Consider the following 18,360-nt stretch of genomic DNA (forward strand, 5'->3'; position numbering starts at 1 on the left):
CAGGTTTTACCGCGTTGTGAAAAATATCTTTAGCAGGCATCAGATGCAAGTTGTAAATGTTTTGTCTATCTTGCCCGATAATATAGCAGAAAGACCACGTTGATCGCTAAAACCCCAATTCATCAGGATCGGATTCAAAATGCGAACTGACAAAAGCCATTCTGGCATCCAAGAAACAGCGCAAGCTATCGCTCACCCAAACCCACAACCTAACTACGTATTAAAGAACAAACCAGAGATAACCACAGGTCATCAATGATACATGTCAAAAATAAAGTGATTTTTGTTTCTGATTCTTGGTGACATTTGACGGAATACTCAAAAAACGCTTGTCATGCTTCCGCTTCTCCGGCAGGGATTTTGGCACTATTTCCAAACTGCTGAAAGAATTCGGCAACGCGATCGCTCAATAGCTCGCATCTTGAGTTAGACTAAATTATTAAGGCTTGTTTACAGAATTGGCTATTTTTACTAAATTCTGTTATTGCCAACACACTATAGTAATTCCAAAAAATCCCATTTATTTACCGAAATCTCCTATGACGCTTCCAATCCGTAACGTCGCTATCATCGCCCACGTTGACCATGGTAAAACCACCTTGGTTGACGCTCTCCTCAGACAATCTGGCATTTTCCGCGAAGGCGAAGACGTTCCGGATTGTGTCATGGACTCTAATGACTTAGAGCGTGAACGCGGAATCACAATTCTCTCAAAAAACACCGCTGTTAGATACGGTGAAACCCTCATTAACATTGTTGACACACCTGGACACGCTGACTTCGGTGGTGAAGTTGAGCGGGTTTTGGGCATGGTGGATGGTTGTATCCTGATTGTGGATGCTAACGAAGGTCCTATGCCACAAACTAGATTTGTGTTAAAAAAAGCACTGGAAAAGGGTCTACGCCCCATCGTTGTTGTCAACAAAATCGATAGACCTCAAGCTGAACCCCACAAAGCAATTGACAAGGTTCTAGATCTATTTTTAGAACTAGGCGCTGATGATGATCAGTGTGATTTTCCTTACCTGTTTGCTTCCGGTTTAACTGGATTCGCCAAAGACAAACTAGAAGATGAATCTACTGACATGAAACCCCTATTTGAAGGGATTCTACGTCACGTTCCCCCCCCAGTTGGTGATGCTAGCAAACCGCTGCAACTCCAAGTTACCACCCTGGATTATTCCGAATATTTGGGACGGATTGTTATTGGTCGGATTCACAACGGTACAATCCGCATGGGACAACAAGCCGCTTTGATTACAGAAAGCGGTGCCATTGTCAAGGGCAAAATCTCCAAGTTGATGGGTTTTGTGGGCTTGAAGCGCGTGGAAATGCCAGAAGCAACCGCAGGTAACATCGTGGCAGTTGCTGGCTTCTCAGATGCCTATATCGGCGAAACCATCACCGACCCCAACGACCCCCAAGCATTGCCACTAATTAAAGTAGATGAACCTACTTTACAAATGACCTTCTCTGTGAATGATTCCCCATTTGCAGGTCAAGAAGGTAAATTAGTGACATCACGGCAAGTACGCGATCGCTTATTCCGTGAATTGGAGACAAACGTTGCTTTACGTGTGGAAGAAACCGAATCCCCTGATAAATTTAAAGTCTCAGGACGTGGTGAACTTCACTTGGGTATCTTAATCGAAACCATGCGTCGTGAAGGTTACGAATTCCAAGTAGCACAGCCACAGGTAATTTACCGTGAAGTTAACGGACAACCCTGCGAACCCTACGAACTTCTAGTTTTGGATGTTCCAGAGGAAGCTGTTGGTAGCTGTATCGAACGTCTGGGACAGCGCAAAGGTGAAATGCAAGATATGCAAGTTGGTGGAAATGGACGCACCAACCTCGAATTTGTCATTCCTGCCCGTGGTTTAATTGGTTTCCGGGGTGAATTTATGCGGATGACTCGTGGTGACGGCATCATGAACCACAGTTTCTTAGAATATCGTGGTTTGAGCGGTGATATTGAAGCCCGTAACAAAGGTGTATTAATTGCCTTTGAAGAAGGTGTTTCCACTGCCTATGCCATGAGAAGCGGTGAAGATCGCGGTCTCTTCTTCATCTCACCTGGTACCAAAGTTTACAGGGGTATGATTGTTGGTGAACACAACCGTCCCCAAGATTTGGAACTGAACGTTTGTAAAAGTAAGCAGCTAACCAATCACCGCGCGGCTGGTAGTGATGAATTAGTTCAGTTGCAAACTCCCGTAGACATGAGCTTGGAGCGTGCTTTGGAATACATTGGTCCAGATGAGTTGGTGGAAGTTACACCCCAATCAATTCGTTTGCGGAAGATGGCAAAAAAGCTCGCAGGTAGACGTTAAATTAGTTAACAGTTATTTTCAGCTAAATAGATCACACTGTAGGGGTTTAGCAATGCTCATTGGTGTCAACTTAAGAAGATAAAGCCCAAATTTGTTGGGTGTAAGCGTCAATCTCTCGATGGCGCTTACGCCTGTATTTGACTAATCCAAACAGCTTGTGACGTTCCACAAGATAGCTCACAACGTCAGCCGCCTCACCACGGAGAACAGCAGCAGAGAAATGGTATAAACTACGAAAAACCATTTCAGTAGAAATAAGGTCTAATGGTTGATTCAAAGCCACAGCCACATCAATACACAATTGATTGAGAACAGCATAAAAAATCCAAGTGGCAAAAATTTGGATTTGTACGCCGTTGGTATCGCCAACCCAAATATAAGCCAAACCCAAAAGTCGTTTTGTGAGCAAAAATGCGTCTTCAACACGCCAACGCCTGCGATATAATTCACAGACCTGCTGTGCAGACAACTTTTGGGGGTCAAGTACATTTGTCAGGTAGTAGTACCAAGTTGAACCCCACAACACAGAAACTAAGCGAACTGGACGCTGACAAGGGTTAGAACGGTATTCTCCCATGTCAATAATTTCATCACGGTAGAATGGGGCATTGGTCAAACAACGAATCACCTTGTAAGAAGTTTTTTCTCGTAGTCGTGTCAAGAAAAACTTATCAGATGATGTAAATGCATCGAACCAAGGGAATTTAAAAAACCCTAAATCAAAAATTAGCAATCCACCAATTGGTAAACGCTCAAGTAATTTGTCACACCAAGTTTTATCATTAGCTTTACTGTTGTTTGTATACCAGGTTGTCACTGGATGATGGTTAAACGCCTCTACCACCATCATGATTTTCCCCGCCAGTGTTTTTTGTTGTCCTTTGAGTGCTTTGAGTTTTCTTCTGAGTGCTTCGAGTGTTGACCCATCTGCAATCCAGATGGCTGTGAACTCTGCACATACTGGCTTCCAATTCTCTGGTACTACCTGATTTCTGGGTTGTACACTAATTCTCGCCATTACTTGCTCAAATATTTCTGCAAACAGTTCTATTGGCAGTGTTCGTAATCGTTTTGACAATGCTTGAGTACTCACCAGCATCGGCTCCACCCATAACAATCCCTCTTGTGAGATGACTCTAATTACTTCTCTTAATCCTGGAATTTGCCGATACACTAGACTCACTACTATCGCCATCATCACTGGCAGAGTCAATATTCTGTCTCGCCATTTTTTCTTTTGTTCTGCCTCTTGTTCCTTTTTATGTTCATAGGATTTTAGGGGTTTGAAGTTTGCAGGCGATAGCAATGAAAATATCTGTTTCTCGATTTCTTCAATGGATGGTGTTGGCACATGTTTTTGTTGACGCAGATCGGGGTTTCCTGTTCTAGCTGGTCTTTTTTTTGCCATGATGTATCACCTATCACATCGAAAACAATATTTTGAGATTACATCTAAATCGACCCTTTTTGCTTAAGTTGACACCAATGAGCAATGCTAAACCCCTACAGACTACATACTCATAAACTATCAAAACCTGAAACGATCTATTTTTGTGATGTTCGGTGACAGCTAACTGATTAATGAAAGTATTTGTTTACGGCACCTTAAAACCTGGTGAGGAAAATTATCCCAGGTATTGCGAGGGTAAAGTGAAAAATTCTCAACGCGCTTTCACTCTTGGGAAATTATTCAATTTACCCCAGGGATACCCAGCAATGACGCAGGGAAAGAATCAAGTTCATGGATATTTGCTCGAATTTGATGATGGTGAAGTTTTATCTAGTTTAGATGAATTGGAAGATTATCACCCTGCTAAAACAGAATCAGAAAATCTTTATCAGCGTGTGAAACAAGAAATATTTGCCTTAGAAAATGGAAGCGAAAAACTTCCTCAAAAAAATACTTCCTTGGGCTTGGCATGGGTATATATTATGCTAGAAAGCCGAGTTGAAAAGATGCAAGGAAAACTGATTGCGGATGGTTGGTGGAAGCGCTAGATAATGTTAAAGGCAAGCTAACCTGTAAAATTGGGTTAACCTGCCTAGTAATCATAGTCAGTAATATTTACTTGTTTATTTAGCTAAAGTAAAACTAGTTTAATTCAACCATCTCTACCGTAGAAACTATAAATTTTTCTATGTGTCCGAAAATTTAATCAATTCTCCCCACCTATACGCGATTTACGGAATAAATCCGTCACTCCTCACTCAGAAAAATCTCACTAATTGACAGCGTTATCACTACTTGTTGACTTAGGCGATCGCATTTGTGGTAGAACAGACTTTTCTGGTGCAGCTTGTGCCACTTTCGGAATCGGAATAACTGGGTTGTTCAAAGCAACCTTTAGGGTTGTATCAGCAGGTTGTACTGATTCAGGTTGGACTTGCTTATCTGGCGTTTGCGCCATTTGCAGCATTTGGGAGTCTTCGCCACCAAAAAAGCCTGATAATGCACCTAGAGCGCAAGCAGCGATCGCTGTTCCTCCAAATGCTATTGCCAGTCGAGAACGACGACGTAAGCGTGTTAGAACTCGCTGTACTGTCACCTCTACTGGTTGAGATTCAGGAATTGGCAGAACTCGTAAACCTTGCCGTAACTTTAACAATCTATGATATAGAGCCTGAACTGACTTGTCATTGGCAAGCAAATCTTCAACTTGCTTACGTTCTGCCGCTGTCACTTCACCATCCAAATATGCACTTAGTAACTCGAAGCGATCGCCCATGGCGGGTCGTAGACCATCGCGCTTCATCATATTTATATCACCCGTTAAGTTATTGGTATAATTTGCATGTCCGTTTACATCCTCATTAGGAAGATTTCCATGAGGTTGCAAGGGAAGGTTATCGTTGAACTGAGAATTAGTATTCATATTAACATTATTACCAATTCTATAGACGGGTGAACACAGACAGCACTGGTATAAAATCGCAAAAATTTATATTTTCTTGATTGATGGCAGAAGCACTCAATGTTTACCGTCAAAGTATTGAACTTCATGATTTAACTTCATGATTTAATTTCATGATTTAAAACTGCCATTTAGAAGGCAAATATGATTAACTATGCATCTAAATAGCTTTGGAGTTGTGACTGCAAACGCGAACGAGCGCGGGCAATTCGAGACTTGACAGTTCCGAGGGATACACCAGTAATCTCAGCAATTTCCTCATACGCCATGCCTTCGATTTCTCTAAGCACAATCGTAGTCCGGAAGACTTCCGGCAAATCAGCGATCGCTTCACGCAATTGCTCATAAAATTCTCTAGTTGTTAGTTCTTCCTCTGGTCCTGGGGTATCACCTGCGATTTCCCAATCCATTTCACCATCATCTAATGCACGAGGTGCATCCAAAGATAGTGGGCTAACAACCCGCTTGCGCTTACGTAACTCATCGTAGAACAAGTTTGTGGCAATCCGGCTTAACCAACCGCGAAATTTAGCTGGTTCCTGCAACTTGTTAACATTGCGAAAAACTCGAATCCAAACTTCTTGAGCTAAATCAGCCCGATCTGCCCAATCTGGAGCTAAATGATACAGCACTCGGTCAACTTGACTCTGATAGCGGTGCATGAGTTCCGCAAACGCAACACGTTCAGGACGCAGCCCAGCTTGACAGCGCAAAATCAGGTCGTGGTTTGAGAGTTTGTCAACTTGCACCGATGCTTCCGGGAGGCTGGTACCAACTGTTGACCAGGATACACTAATCGATTCACTCATAAGATGGTACTGGGTTTTAAATCGTCCCTATCTATTAGACCTGCTATTGCCTGCGAAGTTCCTCTCAGTAGTGACGGATTTCTGACTGTAACATCAAGTTCTGGAAATTTGTGAGTTCTAGTGATTCTAGTCACTGGTTTTGATGATTGTATCCCTTCTAAATCAAGAACTATAGCTAAAATGGAAGGAAGATTAATTTACTTGGAAAATGTATATCTGAAGACAGAAGTTATTTGTATATGTATAGAGTAATAATTTATTAATTAGGTTTGATGATGATTATTTTGGGATGGAAAACCGCGTAAAAACGTTATCCAAATTCAAGTTAATTTTAATAAAAATTAACATTTTCCAGATATCTTTCAGCCGTAACGTTTCTCACCGCATTTTCTTTTTAGCAGGCTGAACAATCCGTGATTCTACTAGAAAATTTGGTATTTCTTCTAACTCCGAATCACTCAAACTATATTGTTCACAAACCAAGCTGAGACGGTTTCCTGTAGTTTTAACAGCATTCACAGAATGAGTTAAATCACCCTGAAAATAAACCAAGTTATTTATCTCTGGTTTAATCTGTCCAACTTGCCGTTTTTGACAACGTAATATCAATTCTCCCCCTTCCATATTTTCTGGTATCCGCACATAGAGTACACTGACAAATAGTGGGGGTTCTATAGTTTTACAGTAAGAACGTAACGAGCGATCGATATGAGGATCAACACGGGAACCTGACTGTAAAAGTAACGGATTTAGGTAAAAAGCATTACAATTAGACTGGAGAGCCACATCTAAATAGCGTTTGAAAAAGGGAAATTTTTCTTCTACCTCCATTAATCCCGACTGTTGAAAAACTACAGAAAACCCCTTAGTAGCCACAAAATCCCGGTTCAGGTTATTGGTAACAAAATAGGGACAAGCTTTAATTTCCCCAAATAAATCATTTAGGTAACTAGCAGGGAAAGCATTGGATTGTTGACGATAGTATTTCACAGCGGATATATAGATAAAAATATTTAGAGTTAGAGTTGGGATTCGGTTAATTACAGCTATTTTCAGGTAAATAGACCACGCTATAGGGTACCCCTACGTTTAATGTGATTCAAATAGGTGAAAACTGCTGTAACAACTTCGACAGCGATTAATAATCATACACAGCTTTTTAACGCTGCGATATCCGCACCCACAATACTTTCTAAATTCCTGGTAATCTTTTCCATATCCCAGTTCCACCAAGCAATTTCCAGTAAAAGTTGAATAGTTGCATCTGGGAAACGTTGTCGTAATCTATTCGCTGGATTTCCACCGACAATAGTGTAAGGTTCAACATCTTTCGTTACTACAGACTTTGCCGCAATAATCGCACCATCACCAATCTTGACTCCCGGCATAATTACCGCTTTATATCCAATCCACACATCATTTCCAACTACAGTATCACCTTTAAAGGGGAATTCATCGGGTTGGGGTGCTACACATTCCCAACCACTACCAAAAATTGCAAATGGATAAGTTGAGAACCCAGAAAGCTTGTGATTTGCACCGTTCATGATAAATTTTATAGCTGTGGCTAAAGCACAAAATTTGCCGATAATCAACTTATCACCGATAAAGGGAAAGTGATAGAGTACGTTGCGCTCAAAATCTTCCGAGTTTTCCGGATCATCATAATAGGTATAGTCTCCGATAATGATATTGGGATTGGAAACGACATTTTTAATAAAACAGACTTGGGGAAATTCTTTCAAGGGATGAATAACTTTAGGATCTGGATATTCCATAGCAGGATAATTAAAAGTAAAGTTTTGGTTACAATTAGGTTTAAGTAGAGAAGCAAGTTAGTCCTAAAATGCTCTTTTAAATAACATTATCTCATCCTGGAATTATATTTAATTACTACTTTAGAACTAGTATCAATCTAAATCAACTCAACCTTCAGAGAGAAGATTTAGATTAACCTAATGTTGTAGTATTACAAGAGTGAAAGTAAACAGTAAGATTTCAAGTAATAATATAACGCCATTCCATAGAGTGACTTAATTTAGCCTATACCAAAGCAATATTATTTAGGGTAAGGATATTAAATGAATCGGTGTTTATTGTCCAAGAAACTGGTGAAAAGGTTAGCTCAGTGAGCGATTCATACTAAGTTGTGTTCTATTACCTCGGACAGCAACTTAGTATTAGCAGCCTATGGACACAATAACTTGATTTCATAAACTGATTTTTTGTTGCAAATATGAAGGAGATTAAATTGAAAATATTCCAGAAATTTCGCCACATCTTAACAGCTTTAGTCTTGGTTTTAGTACTAACAACTACTGCCGCCTGTAGTGGTACAGTTCAAGCTAAACAGCCCACCCAATTGCCATCTGCTATCAGCCGTAGTGGTGACTATACCTTATTAGAAAGAGGTAACAGCGTACAGGGTCAAGACTTTGGTAATTGGGTAGTCGGCACAGCTAAGGGAATTGTTCAAGATGCTTACGTACGTGACAATAATAAGTTAGGTGTTGTCATTACACCTCAAGTTCGTCCTACAGAAGTACGAACACTAGCAAAATCTTTAACCCAAGGTTTTCACAAGAACTTTCCTAACCAAGACTTAACAGTTTTGATGTATGCACCAGATAAAAAACTGATTTTAACAAGTCAGTATGATGTGCAAACTAATCAAATTGAGTACAAGTAATCGCTCAATTTTTCATAGTTCAAAAACTAATTAAGTTGATTTCAAGTAAAACAGGAAAAAATTAAGATGAATAGTAGCGACAAATATAAGCGCGAAATCATGAATGACTTAGCGCATGGTAATACAGAATCTTTAGATGATACTTCATCTGATCCAGCTAAGGATTACCAAAATTTTGATGACTTTGCTCAACGTTCATCTCACCAAGAACGCCGTAAATTGTTTGGTCGATCCTTCAACCATGAAAGCATTCCTCCCAGCCAGATGGAACCGGAATTACAGAAGGCAATTAGTCACATTAAACCCAACGAACGGGATGATGTTTCACGGTCATTTTTCAAGCACCTAAAGCAAAGAGGTTTGGATGAGCGTCACTTGGAGCGAGATTTGGGACTTTCTACCCATAACGCTAATCACATGAATCCAGATGACCTAAGTAAGTTGGCATCTTTCACATACCACAATCATCCTGACATCTTCCAGGAAGTCATGGCTGAACAACCAGCTTTGATTAAGTTTCTCAGCAATCCAATGGTAGGTGCAGCGCTGGGAGCGATCGCAGCTAAATGGTTTGGTGGTCGTAAATAACCGCTGATTCTAAATATAGGCATTCAACGTAACGCACCATTTCCTTGCATTTGGTGCGTTATGGCATAAATAGCTATATTTTCTGATGAGCGATCGCATATGATTTCAAAGGGGTTCGTGAGTGAGTGCGATCGCGTTTAGGATTTAACTAGACAAGTCATGTGCTTTTATATACAGCGAGTCTGCCCTTGTCTGTATGAATCTTTCGTAATCGTCGTTAAAAAAATCAATAGTACATAAATGTGATGTCAGTATATTTTCTAAAACTTTTGAATCTGACGGCATTTCTAGACGATATTTACTTGGTGGCTGGTCTTTTATTTTATTGTTGTCAGTTCTTGATAATATTGAAAAATTTGCTAGACAATTTATTTGTCCATCTTGGTAATTTCCATCAGATTTTTTTAGATAAGCTTTTGGGAAGATATGATGAAATTCTTTCCGATTACCTTGAGATAAAACATTTTCTAAAGATATATTAGTTCCTTGAATAAAGTTGAGCGGTTTATTTTGCGCTAATAGAAGAATAAAGGTTTTGGTTGCTATAGAAGACATATTCAAAGTATTTCTTACGAAGTAGTTATTATCAATATCAATATCAAAGCTTGCTAATGTACTAGCTCTTCCATTTTTCAATTCAAATACAGCCTTGAGGTCTAGATCAGTAGTTTTAGATCCTCCCCTAGCATATCTTTGAGATAGACACGAACGCCAAAACCATTTTTTAATAACTTTATATTGTTCTTGAGGTACTGGAGGGGGCTGCTTTCTTGGATTAGCAAAAAAGGCTGTCAAAACAACTAAAATATTCTCCATTGGTAGAAGTTTTAGAGAAAACACATTCAACTCTCTTTTCAGAAAATCGATTGCTAAATGTATTCCTGTTCTTATTTCATCAAATTTTTGCCGGACTTCACTACCAGGAAGTTCAATGAAGTCTGATGGATTAGAACTATTCATTATCACAGCAGAACAACATTTTAATAGTAATTCAGAACCAATATCTTTAAATCCAAATGGCTGTAATTCTTCAGATATTTCACGGAATTTTTCTTGTAAGTCAAAATCTTCGCTCCAATTCCAAACTGACAATAAGTCAAATGTATCTAAATCTATTTTTTGTCTATTGATTCTTTCAAAAACACTAGCGACATATTTTCTTTCCTCCGTTTCAAAACGCTCGATAGGAATTGTTGCTTGTGTGAAGATATCAACCAAATTATCTATCTGTTTAGCTAAGTCCTCATCTAAATTTCTCGTAACTTGTCTATATCGAGGAGAGTCAAAAACATATTTCAACGGAAAAAAACGATTTGCATCATAATTATTAGGATCATCTAAATATTTAAATGGTACCGCTTCTTGACTATTAAGCTCGAAAAATAGGTTTGTCCAATTTGTATCCTGATTTTCTTCAGCAGACAAAATAATTTGAAATATGCCGAAAATAGAAGTTATTCTTTGCTGACCATCAAGAACATAGTCTATAGGATATTCTGGATCATTATTGGGAAGCTTATATGGACCAAGATTTCTTTCTGTTCGCAAAGGATTTCTTGTTCTCCAAAGTAATATAGAACCAAATGGAAAACTCTTGTATATACTGTCTATTAAATAAGAAACTCTATCTGGATCCCAAACAAAACCTCTCTGAAAAGATGGAATCCTAATCCTACCTCTCTGTAAATCATTTATTAAATCTTTAATAAAGTAATAGCTTTCAGCCATAATTCAGTTACCAATAAAATTCAAAACAGGTAAAATCATACCATGTTACAATTATGACATGACATTAAATATGGATTCAAAGAGTAGTTTTTGACATATTTTGTAATCAGCAGAAGAAGTTTAGGAACTTTTTGATTGCGATCGCACTCCGCTCACATCCCTTGTAAAACCGTTACCTAACTACCGTAAAATAAACATCTACCAGCATCTATAAATCTCCCACAACCATGCTTTGCGATTACCTGCAATTAATCCTGACTGCCCGTGTATACGATGTTGCCCAGGAAACACCCCTGGAAGTTGCACCAAGCTTATCAACACGCCTCAACAATCAGCTATTACTGAAACGCGAGGATATGCAATCAGTATTTTCCTTTAAGCTGCGTGGTGCTTATAACAAGATGGCGAACCTCACACCCGATCTGCTCAAACAGGGGGTAATCGCGGCTTCTGCGGGAAATCATGCCCAAGGTGTGGCGCTAGGTGCAAAAAAATTGGGAACCCGTGCAATTATTGTCATGCCTGTAACAACACCTCAACTCAAAGTAGATGCAGTGAAAGCACGGGGGGGTGAAGTGGTGTTACATGGGGATACTTACGATGATGCCTATGCTTATGCGCGGCAGTTGGAAGTTGAGAAGGGTTTGACATTTATTCACCCTTTTGATGACCCCGATGTTATCGCTGGGCAAGGTACAATTGCTATGGAAATTCTCCGCCAGTATCAGCAACCAATTCACGCGATTTTTGTGGCGATTGGTGGTGGTGGCTTGATTTCGGGGATTGCAGCTTATGTTAAGCGCATCCGTCCAGAAATTAAAATTATTGGGGTGGAACCTGTGGATGCGGATGCAATGCGTCAATCACTACAAGCTGGACATCGGGTACGGTTGCCCCAGGTGGGTTTGTTTGCTGATGGTGTGGCAGTGCGGGAGGTGGGGGAAGAGACTTTTCGCCTGTGTCAGCAGTATGTGGATGAGATTATTTTGGTGGATACTGATGCTACCTGTGCAGCAATTAAGGATGTATTTGAAGATACTCGCTCCATTGTAGAGCCTGCTGGAGCATTAGCGATCGCAGGTGCGAAGCAATATGTGGAAAGAGAGGGAATTGAGGGAGAAACCTTGATTGCGATCGCATGTGGTGCCAACATGAACTTTGACCGTTTACGGTTTGTTGCCGAACGTGCCGAGTTTGGTGAACAGCGGGAAGCCATATTTGCGGTGAAAATTCCCGAAACACCGGGAAGTCTGCGTAAATTCGGCGAGTCTATTGGTAGACGGAACCTGACAGAGTTTAGCTACCGCATTGCAGATGAGCAAATTGCCCATATATTTGTCGGAGTGCAAATTCAAAACCGCGCCGAACGGTTGAAAATGGTAGAAGCATTTGAGGAGTGCGGTTTTAGTACAGTTGATCTAACTGAGGATGAACTGACTAAGCTACATTTAAGGCATATGGTGGGAGGGCGATCGCATCTCGCTCAGAATGAACTTCTTTATCGCTTTGAATTTCCCGAACGTCCTGGTGCTTTGATGAAGTTTGTTAGTTCTATGAGTCCCAATTGGAATATTAGTATGTTTCATTACCGTAACCATGGGGCAGATTACGGACGGATTGTCGTTGGAATGCAGGTTCCACCCCAGGAAATGGCAGAATGGCAAGCATTTTTAGACCAACTTGGTTATCAGTATTGGGATGAAAGTCACAACCCAGCTTATAAGTTATTTTTGGGATAAAATTTCTGAAATTCTTGGTAAGCTTGATTTATTTTCTGCATGTAAATTTTGGCAGCATCAGAAGTATTTAAATCCGGATGAAACTGTTTTGCTAATTCTAGGTATGCTTGTTTAACTTGGGATTTGGAAGCTGTGATTTCAACTCCTAATATTTCCCACCATTTACCTGATGGAATGTCATTTTCAGTGTTGTTTTCCCAATCTTGCCTCTGATGCCAGATTTTGATAGTACCGTACTTTCCACCACTAATCAGGGTTTTACCATTTTTGCTAAAGACAACCGGGTTCATCCCTGGGAGAGTTTGGATTAATCTGCCACTTTCCAATTGCCACAGTTGAATTTGATTGTGGTTGGCGCTGGCTAATATTTTCCCATCAGAACTAATTGCTAGGGATTTTATCGGAATTGAATTCTGGGTGAGGGTATTTAGTAGTTCTCCTGTTGGGAGGTGCCAAATTTTAATGGTGCAATCTGTACTACCACTAATTAAGGTTTCCCCGTCAGGGCTAATTATAACAGCTTCAACTGCCGCTGAATGAGCATCAATTACTTTTGGTTTGGTAGGATGATCTAAGTTCCAAATTTTGATGGTTTTATCTGCACCACCGCTAACCAGGGTTTTTCCGTCTGGGGTAAAAGCAATTGCTAAAACTGCATCTTCATGTCCAATTAAAGCGCGTTTGAGTTCTCCTGTGTAACTTCCCCAAAGTTTGATTTTTTTGTCACTACCAGCACTTGCTAATATACCATTGCAGCTAAAAGCGATCGTATGAACAAATCCATCATGACTATATGGTGAATTTAGCTGGAAGAAGGTACGAATAAATTTTTTGCTTTTTGGATGCCAAGTACTAATTGTACGGTCTATGCTACCAGAAGCGATAAAGCTACGCTTCGCTGACGCGAACGCGTTACCATCAGGACTAAAGGAAACCGATAAAATTGCTCCTGCTTGTCCTGTAAACATGTAAATCCATTCACCTGTTTCTAGGTTCCATAGTCTCACAGTCCGATCATCGCTACCGCTTGCGAATATCTTATCATCTGGACTAATAGCAATTGAGTTAACTCCTGCCGAATGTCCTTTAAGAATATGTAAACATTTCCAAGCTTCTGGTTTTTGTTTGTTTAAGGATGTTGTTTCGGAATTTTGCTTGATTTTTGGGATTTTATGCTGTAATTGTTCTAATTCTGCTTCTATTTCTAAGTTGGCAAATTTGCGGTTTAAGTCTTCACCTGATAAAAAATCTGTTAATTCTAATACTGCTGCATGGTAATTATCCATATCCAAAACTTTTGCTTCCATCCGCTGAAAAAGTTCTGTAGGTGTTTCCACATGCTGTGTTGTATCTAACATTTTGACGATACCATAAGCAGCTAAACCAAATATAGCCCCAATACCTGCCATTGGTATTGTTCCGATTCCAACAGCCAAACCGATTTTGGGTGCAACCAATCCGATACCTCCAATAGCTGTGGAAACACTTGCACCACCTACCGCACCTATCCCCATCATGCCAAAACTGACGGCATCTGGTTGTAGAATAGTTTTGAAAGCACCGTATGTTGCTGTTCCCACGATTGCACCAGCAGTCATCATAGAAAATGTAGAAATTCCCATCGCACCAAAACCACCAGCTATCCCCATTCCTCCAACTACAGAAGATATACCCGTACCTCCAAGGGTTCCTCCCACCACAAATACGCTTCCTGGTATAGATTTATTCACAACTATTTATCTAAAGTCAGTTTATTCGGCTTTAATTGTATTTAGATTTTCTCTTTATTGTCATCAACATTATCGGAATAATTCCTAATAAATCCGGTTTTTCCATTACTCAGTGTGATGATTGTTGATTTCACGATGAAAACCGAGTTTCTCTCAGACATGAGAAGTCGTGGACAAGCTGATTTTTCGGTGGGAGGATCAGGTTTTTGCGAGTTGACTCGCTTGTTTACCTCGAAGCTTACTATTTTTTTTTACTGTGTAAGTCCTGATTAATTCTCCACTTCAATTTCTTTAATTTTTAATTCTTCCCCAGCAATTATATCTAATTCTTGGCTACCACAACCACATCTACCAAAGGGTTTTTCTAAAATAATATTTGCACCACATTTCCGACAAAGTGCCAAACCAGTTACTTCTTGAATTTCTAATTTTGCACCTTCCACAACTGTACCCTGGGAACAAATATCAAAGCAAAATCTAATTGCATCAGGTAAAATTACCGAAAGTTTACCTATTTCTAGCAAAACCCTTTGGACTTTTTTTTCTCCAGCATGTTCAGATACAATAGCAATAATATTTTGAGTAATACCTAATTCATGCATATATTAATGAGGGTTCAAAATTACACTTTGCAAACAGCTATTAGTATTAGGACTTACGCAAATAGCACATTTTTATTATAGGGTGTGTGACGCTTGAATAAATTTTGTACGTAGTTATAATACTTGTAGCGTCACGCACCATTCTTTTAACTGGTAACTGATTTAACAAATCCTTGGTAATTGTTCTCCCACCAACATATCAATAATTCTTTCAGCACCAAAACTAGTTTTTAAAAATACTAGTCCCGAAGAATCAATTACTTCACCAATAATTGCAGCATTTTTTCCCATACTGTGGGATTTCATAGCTGCTAAAACTGTATCAGCATTTTCCTGAGAAACAACTACAACTAATTTTCCTTCGTTTGCCATATATAAGGGATCTAAACCTAAAATTTCACAAACACCTCTAACTTCTTCATTCACAGGAATTGATGACTCTGCTAAACAAATTCCTAAACCAGTAGCTAAAGAAAATTCATTTAAAACTGTTGCTAAACCACCCCTTGTAATGTCCCGCATTGCATGAACTTCTGGACACTCATCTAAAATAGTTTCAACTAAATGATTTAACGGTTGACAATCACTTTCAATGTTTGTTGCTAAAGCTAGTTCACCCCTAGCAACGAGAATAGCTGTCCCATGATTTCCCAATTCTCCATTTACAATTAGCACATCACCCACTTTAATGTTCTGAGTAGAGACATTAATATGAGTAGGAATAACACCAATTCCGGCAGTATTAATAAATAATTTATCCGCAGATCCGCGCTGGACAACTTTAGTGTCACCTGCAACAATTTTCACTCCAGCTTGATGTGCGGCAGTTTGCATACTAGCAACAACTTGGCGTAATATATCTAGTGATAAACCTTCTTCTAAAATAAACCCGCAGGTTAGATACAAAGGTTTAGCACCACTCATTGCTAAATCATTGACTGTACCATTAATAGCTAAAGTTCCGATATCACCACCGGGGAAAAATAGAGGATCTACAACATAGGAATCAGTGGTAAAAGCAAGCTGATTTCCATATTGAGTTAAACTTGCTAAGTCTAAAGTTGCCTGATCTTCTAATTTAGCCAAAACCGGGTTATTAAATGCATTGATAAATATATCATTAATTAAGTCATGCATTGCCTTACCCCCGCTACCATGTGCAAGGGTAATATATTGATCTCTAAATTTATCTTTGATAGGTGAATTGCGAGATGTTTTTGAGAAAGCTTGAAAAGTGGGTTTTTGTAACATTTTAGGGATATAAGTGTAGAGACAAAATTAAATTAAACACCTTTTTCAACATGTCTACCTGCATGTTTATCTATATGTAATTGACCACCAACTGCCCAATTTTATCGTTCAAATTCATCAATATGAATTGTCACCCATTCTGCTTTTGTCCCCATTGTTGATACTAAAGCATCTGTAATCGCTTTAGCAATTTCGCGTTTTTTCTCAACAGAATGACCCTTCGCAATTTGCACTGTAATAAATGGCATAAATTTGACCTTGAAGTTAAGTAAATCAGAAAATATTTTTTCAATGGGATGTTATGACTTCATCAAAAGATTTATTATTCTCTTGAGAAAATCGACTATATTTGTAATAAGCTGCACATGCACCTTCTGACGACACCATACAAGTACCTAGTGGGTTTTCTGGTGTACAAGCTGTAGCGAAAACTTTGCATTGCCATGGTTTTAAGACACCTTTGAGAATTTTCCCACATTGACATGCTTTATGATCAGGTACTTGAATATCGGGAATCACAAATTTAGATTCAGCATCGAAATTTGCATATTTAGTTCTAATTTTAAAACCTGAGTCTGGGATATCTCCCAATCCTCTCCATTCAAAGTTATCACGAACTTCAAAAACCTCTGCCATCGCATTCAAAGCAATTTGATTTCCAGTTGTTTCTACAACACGACTATATTGGTTTTCAACTTCGCAGCGTTTTTCTGTTAACTGCTGGATTAACATCCAAATTGATTGGAGAATATCTAAGGGTTCAAAACCAGAAACTACGATTGGCTTTTGATATTTTTGAGCAATGAATTCATAGGGTTGACAACCAATTACCATACTAACGTGACCAGGACCAATAAATCCATCTAGCTGTAAATCAGGATCATTTAGTAAAGCTTTTAAAGCTGGAATTACTAATACGTGGTTACAGAACATACTGAAATTAGTTATATTTTCTGTAGCTGCTTGAAGGATTGTTAGTGCGGTGCTAGGTGCTGTAGTTTCAAATCCAATACAGAAGAAAATTACTTCTTTATTTGGATTTTCCTTCGCAATTTTTAAGCTATCAAGTGGAGAATAAACAACTCGAATATCAGCACCTTTGGCTTTAGCTTGCAATAAATTATTTCTCGAACCAGGTACACGCATCATGTCACCAAAAGTCGTAAAAATAACGTTTGGATATTGACTAATATTGATAGCTTTATCTAATCTTCCCCTTGGCATTACACATACTGGACATCCAGGACCATGTATAAGTTCTATATTAGTAGGTAATATATTTTCAATCCCATATTTAAAGATTGAGTGGGTATGTCCACCACAAACTTCCATTATTTTAATTTTGCGTTCTAATTTATTAGATGTTTTTTGAATTTCTTTGAGGATAATTTCTGCTTTTGATGAGTCTCGATATTCATCTATATATTTCATAATATTTAAATATGATAATTAGAATAAACTTGCCTATTTTGAGAACTGTAGTTTGTAATCAAGATTGTGAGTAGGCGTAGCCAGCCCTACGAGCTTATGCTAGTCTACGACAAGCCGTTCAAAGTCTACCTTACGAAGACGCAAGCTACGCAATGACAAAACTCCATTTTTCACCATGAATGAGGTTTAATGTTTCTACACAGAATATAGAAAGATGAGATCAACCGTAATTTGATAGGTTGTTTGCAGCGATAACAAAACCTAACATTAACAAGATGTTCTACTTATTTTGAGGATACGCTTGAAGTGCTGCAAGTTCCGCTAATAATTTCAAAGTTTCATCTGCTTCTGTTTGATTAATTCGATTCATCGCAAAACCAACATGAACTAATACCCAATCCCCAACACAAGATTCTACTGGATGTTCTGCATCAACGATACAAGCAATATTAATTTGGCGTTTAACTCCTCCTACATCTACAATTGCTAACTTATGATTGATGTTGCTGATTTCAACTATTTTTCCAGGAATTCCTAAACACATTTTT

At 39.0% G+C, this 18,360-nt stretch carries 16 protein-coding genes and 1 pseudogene; 5 read left to right on the plus strand and 12 right to left on the minus strand.

Annotated elements, in window-relative coordinates:
* Positions 1 to 539 precede the first annotated feature (539 nt).
* Positions 540 to 2,333, plus strand: a complete 1,794-nt coding sequence (typA, locus tag CAL6303_RS02315) for a translational GTPase TypA (protein ID WP_015196209.1) — start codon at positions 540 to 542, stop codon at positions 2,331 to 2,333.
* A 70-nt stretch (positions 2,334 to 2,403) separates the two neighbouring features.
* On the opposite strand, the gene CAL6303_RS02320 is transcribed toward typA, so the two are convergent.
* Complete coding sequence (locus CAL6303_RS02320; RefSeq protein WP_015196210.1) at positions 2,404 to 3,741, minus strand: IS4 family transposase; 1,338 nt, start codon at positions 3,739 to 3,741, stop codon at positions 2,404 to 2,406.
* A 173-nt stretch (positions 3,742 to 3,914) separates the two neighbouring features.
* On the opposite strand from CAL6303_RS02320, the gene CAL6303_RS02325 reads away from it, so the two are divergent.
* Positions 3,915 to 4,331, plus strand: a complete 417-nt coding sequence (locus CAL6303_RS02325) for a gamma-glutamylcyclotransferase (protein WP_015196211.1) — start codon at positions 3,915 to 3,917, stop codon at positions 4,329 to 4,331.
* A gap of 224 nt (positions 4,332 to 4,555) precedes the next feature.
* Here CAL6303_RS02325 and CAL6303_RS02330 read toward each other — a convergent pair whose 3' ends face one another.
* The 4 genes from CAL6303_RS02330 to CAL6303_RS02345 all read right to left on the minus strand — a co-directional run bounded on the left by CAL6303_RS02330 (position 4,556) and on the right by CAL6303_RS02345 (position 7,832).
* Positions 4,556 to 5,206: a zf-HC2 domain-containing protein gene (locus CAL6303_RS02330; RefSeq protein WP_015196212.1), complete on the minus strand. Its 651-nt coding sequence runs from the start codon at positions 5,204 to 5,206 to the stop codon at positions 4,556 to 4,558.
* Between the two features lie 191 nt (positions 5,207 to 5,397).
* Positions 5,398 to 6,054 (minus strand): sigma-70 family RNA polymerase sigma factor, encoded by a 657-nt coding sequence (locus tag CAL6303_RS02335; protein ID WP_015196213.1) that lies wholly within the window; start codon positions 6,052 to 6,054, stop codon positions 5,398 to 5,400.
* A gap of 378 nt (positions 6,055 to 6,432) precedes the next feature.
* A complete protein-coding gene (locus tag CAL6303_RS02340; RefSeq protein WP_015196214.1) occupies positions 6,433 to 7,044 on the minus strand; it encodes a 2OG-Fe(II) oxygenase in 612 nt (203 codons plus the stop codon).
* A gap of 155 nt (positions 7,045 to 7,199) precedes the next feature.
* Positions 7,200 to 7,832, minus strand: a complete 633-nt coding sequence (locus tag CAL6303_RS02345) for a Vat family streptogramin A O-acetyltransferase (protein ID WP_015196215.1) — start codon at positions 7,830 to 7,832, stop codon at positions 7,200 to 7,202.
* Between the two features lie 458 nt (positions 7,833 to 8,290).
* Here CAL6303_RS02345 and CAL6303_RS02350 point away from each other — a divergent pair, with 458 nt between their 5' ends.
* Complete coding sequence (locus CAL6303_RS02350; protein ID WP_015196216.1) at positions 8,291 to 8,743, plus strand: hypothetical protein; 453 nt, start codon at positions 8,291 to 8,293, stop codon at positions 8,741 to 8,743.
* A gap of 66 nt (positions 8,744 to 8,809) precedes the next feature.
* Positions 8,810 to 9,331, plus strand: coding sequence for a hypothetical protein (locus tag CAL6303_RS02355; RefSeq protein ID WP_015196217.1), 522 nt, complete (start codon positions 8,810 to 8,812; stop codon positions 9,329 to 9,331).
* A 144-nt stretch (positions 9,332 to 9,475) separates the two neighbouring features.
* On the opposite strand, the gene CAL6303_RS02360 is transcribed toward CAL6303_RS02355, so the two are convergent.
* Positions 9,476 to 11,059 (minus strand): DUF262 domain-containing protein, encoded by a 1,584-nt coding sequence (locus CAL6303_RS02360; RefSeq protein WP_015196218.1) that lies wholly within the window; start codon positions 11,057 to 11,059, stop codon positions 9,476 to 9,478.
* A gap of 227 nt (positions 11,060 to 11,286) precedes the next feature.
* Between CAL6303_RS02360 and ilvA the strand changes: the two genes are divergently transcribed.
* Positions 11,287 to 12,798: a threonine ammonia-lyase, biosynthetic gene (gene ilvA, locus CAL6303_RS02365; protein ID WP_015196219.1), complete on the plus strand. Its 1,512-nt coding sequence runs from the start codon at positions 11,287 to 11,289 to the stop codon at positions 12,796 to 12,798.
* Here ilvA and CAL6303_RS02370 read toward each other — a convergent pair.
* The 6 genes and pseudogenes from CAL6303_RS02370 to CAL6303_RS02395 form a co-directional block, all read right to left on the minus strand.
* Complete coding sequence (locus CAL6303_RS02370; protein WP_238993764.1) at positions 12,777 to 14,528, minus strand: DnaJ domain-containing protein; 1,752 nt, start codon at positions 14,526 to 14,528, stop codon at positions 12,777 to 12,779. The two genes, ilvA and CAL6303_RS02370, sit on opposite strands and share 22 nt — an antisense overlap.
* Positions 14,529 to 14,797: 269 nt before the next feature.
* Positions 14,798 to 15,130: a hydrogenase maturation nickel metallochaperone HypA gene (hypA, locus tag CAL6303_RS02375; protein ID WP_015196221.1), complete on the minus strand. Its 333-nt coding sequence runs from the start codon at positions 15,128 to 15,130 to the stop codon at positions 14,798 to 14,800.
* Positions 15,131 to 15,292: 162 nt separating this feature from the next.
* Positions 15,293 to 16,381: a hydrogenase expression/formation protein HypE gene (gene hypE / locus CAL6303_RS02380; RefSeq protein WP_015196222.1), complete on the minus strand. Its 1,089-nt coding sequence runs from the start codon at positions 16,379 to 16,381 to the stop codon at positions 15,293 to 15,295.
* A gap of 32 nt (positions 16,382 to 16,413) precedes the next feature.
* Positions 16,414 to 16,629, minus strand: a pseudogene (locus tag CAL6303_RS02385) (tautomerase family protein).
* A gap of 40 nt (positions 16,630 to 16,669) precedes the next feature.
* Positions 16,670 to 17,812 (minus strand): hydrogenase formation protein HypD, encoded by a 1,143-nt coding sequence (gene hypD / locus CAL6303_RS02390; protein WP_015196224.1) that lies wholly within the window; start codon positions 17,810 to 17,812, stop codon positions 16,670 to 16,672.
* 280 nt (positions 17,813 to 18,092) lie between these two features.
* Positions 18,093 to 18,356 (minus strand): HypC/HybG/HupF family hydrogenase formation chaperone, encoded by a 264-nt coding sequence (locus CAL6303_RS02395; RefSeq protein WP_015196225.1) that lies wholly within the window; start codon positions 18,354 to 18,356, stop codon positions 18,093 to 18,095.
* Between the last annotated feature and the right edge of the window lie 4 nt (positions 18,357 to 18,360).

Origin of the sequence: Calothrix sp. PCC 6303 (genome assembly GCF_000317435.1) — a bacterium.
Taxonomy (GTDB): Bacteria; Cyanobacteriota; Cyanobacteriia; order Cyanobacteriales; family Nostocaceae; genus PCC-6303.

Excerpts from the sequence above, each read along its gene's own strand:
- typA (WP_015196209.1), top strand. The coding sequence starts at position 540 with ATGACGCTTCCAATCCGTAACGTCGCTATCATCGCCCACGTTGACCAT.
- CAL6303_RS02320 (WP_015196210.1), bottom strand. The coding sequence starts at position 3,741 with ATGGCAAAAAAAAGACCAGCTAGAACAGGAAACCCCGATCTGCGTCAA.
- CAL6303_RS02325 (WP_015196211.1), top strand. The coding sequence starts at position 3,915 with ATGAAAGTATTTGTTTACGGCACCTTAAAACCTGGTGAGGAAAATTAT.
- CAL6303_RS02330 (WP_015196212.1), bottom strand. The coding sequence starts at position 5,206 with ATGAATACTAATTCTCAGTTCAACGATAACCTTCCCTTGCAACCTCAT.
- CAL6303_RS02335 (WP_015196213.1), bottom strand. The coding sequence starts at position 6,054 with ATGAGTGAATCGATTAGTGTATCCTGGTCAACAGTTGGTACCAGCCTC.
- CAL6303_RS02345 (WP_015196215.1), bottom strand. The coding sequence starts at position 7,832 with ATGGAATATCCAGATCCTAAAGTTATTCATCCCTTGAAAGAATTTCCC.
- CAL6303_RS02350 (WP_015196216.1), top strand. The coding sequence starts at position 8,291 with ATGAAGGAGATTAAATTGAAAATATTCCAGAAATTTCGCCACATCTTA.
- CAL6303_RS02355 (WP_015196217.1), top strand. The coding sequence starts at position 8,810 with ATGAATAGTAGCGACAAATATAAGCGCGAAATCATGAATGACTTAGCG.
- CAL6303_RS02360 (WP_015196218.1), bottom strand. The coding sequence starts at position 11,059 with ATGGCTGAAAGCTATTACTTTATTAAAGATTTAATAAATGATTTACAG.
- ilvA (WP_015196219.1), top strand. The coding sequence starts at position 11,287 with ATGCTTTGCGATTACCTGCAATTAATCCTGACTGCCCGTGTATACGAT.
- hypA (WP_015196221.1), bottom strand. The coding sequence starts at position 15,130 with ATGCATGAATTAGGTATTACTCAAAATATTATTGCTATTGTATCTGAA.
- hypE (WP_015196222.1), bottom strand. The coding sequence starts at position 16,381 with ATGTTACAAAAACCCACTTTTCAAGCTTTCTCAAAAACATCTCGCAAT.
- hypD (WP_015196224.1), bottom strand. The coding sequence starts at position 17,812 with ATGAAATATATAGATGAATATCGAGACTCATCAAAAGCAGAAATTATC.
- CAL6303_RS02395 (WP_015196225.1), bottom strand. The coding sequence starts at position 18,356 with ATGTGTTTAGGAATTCCTGGAAAAATAGTTGAAATCAGCAACATCAAT.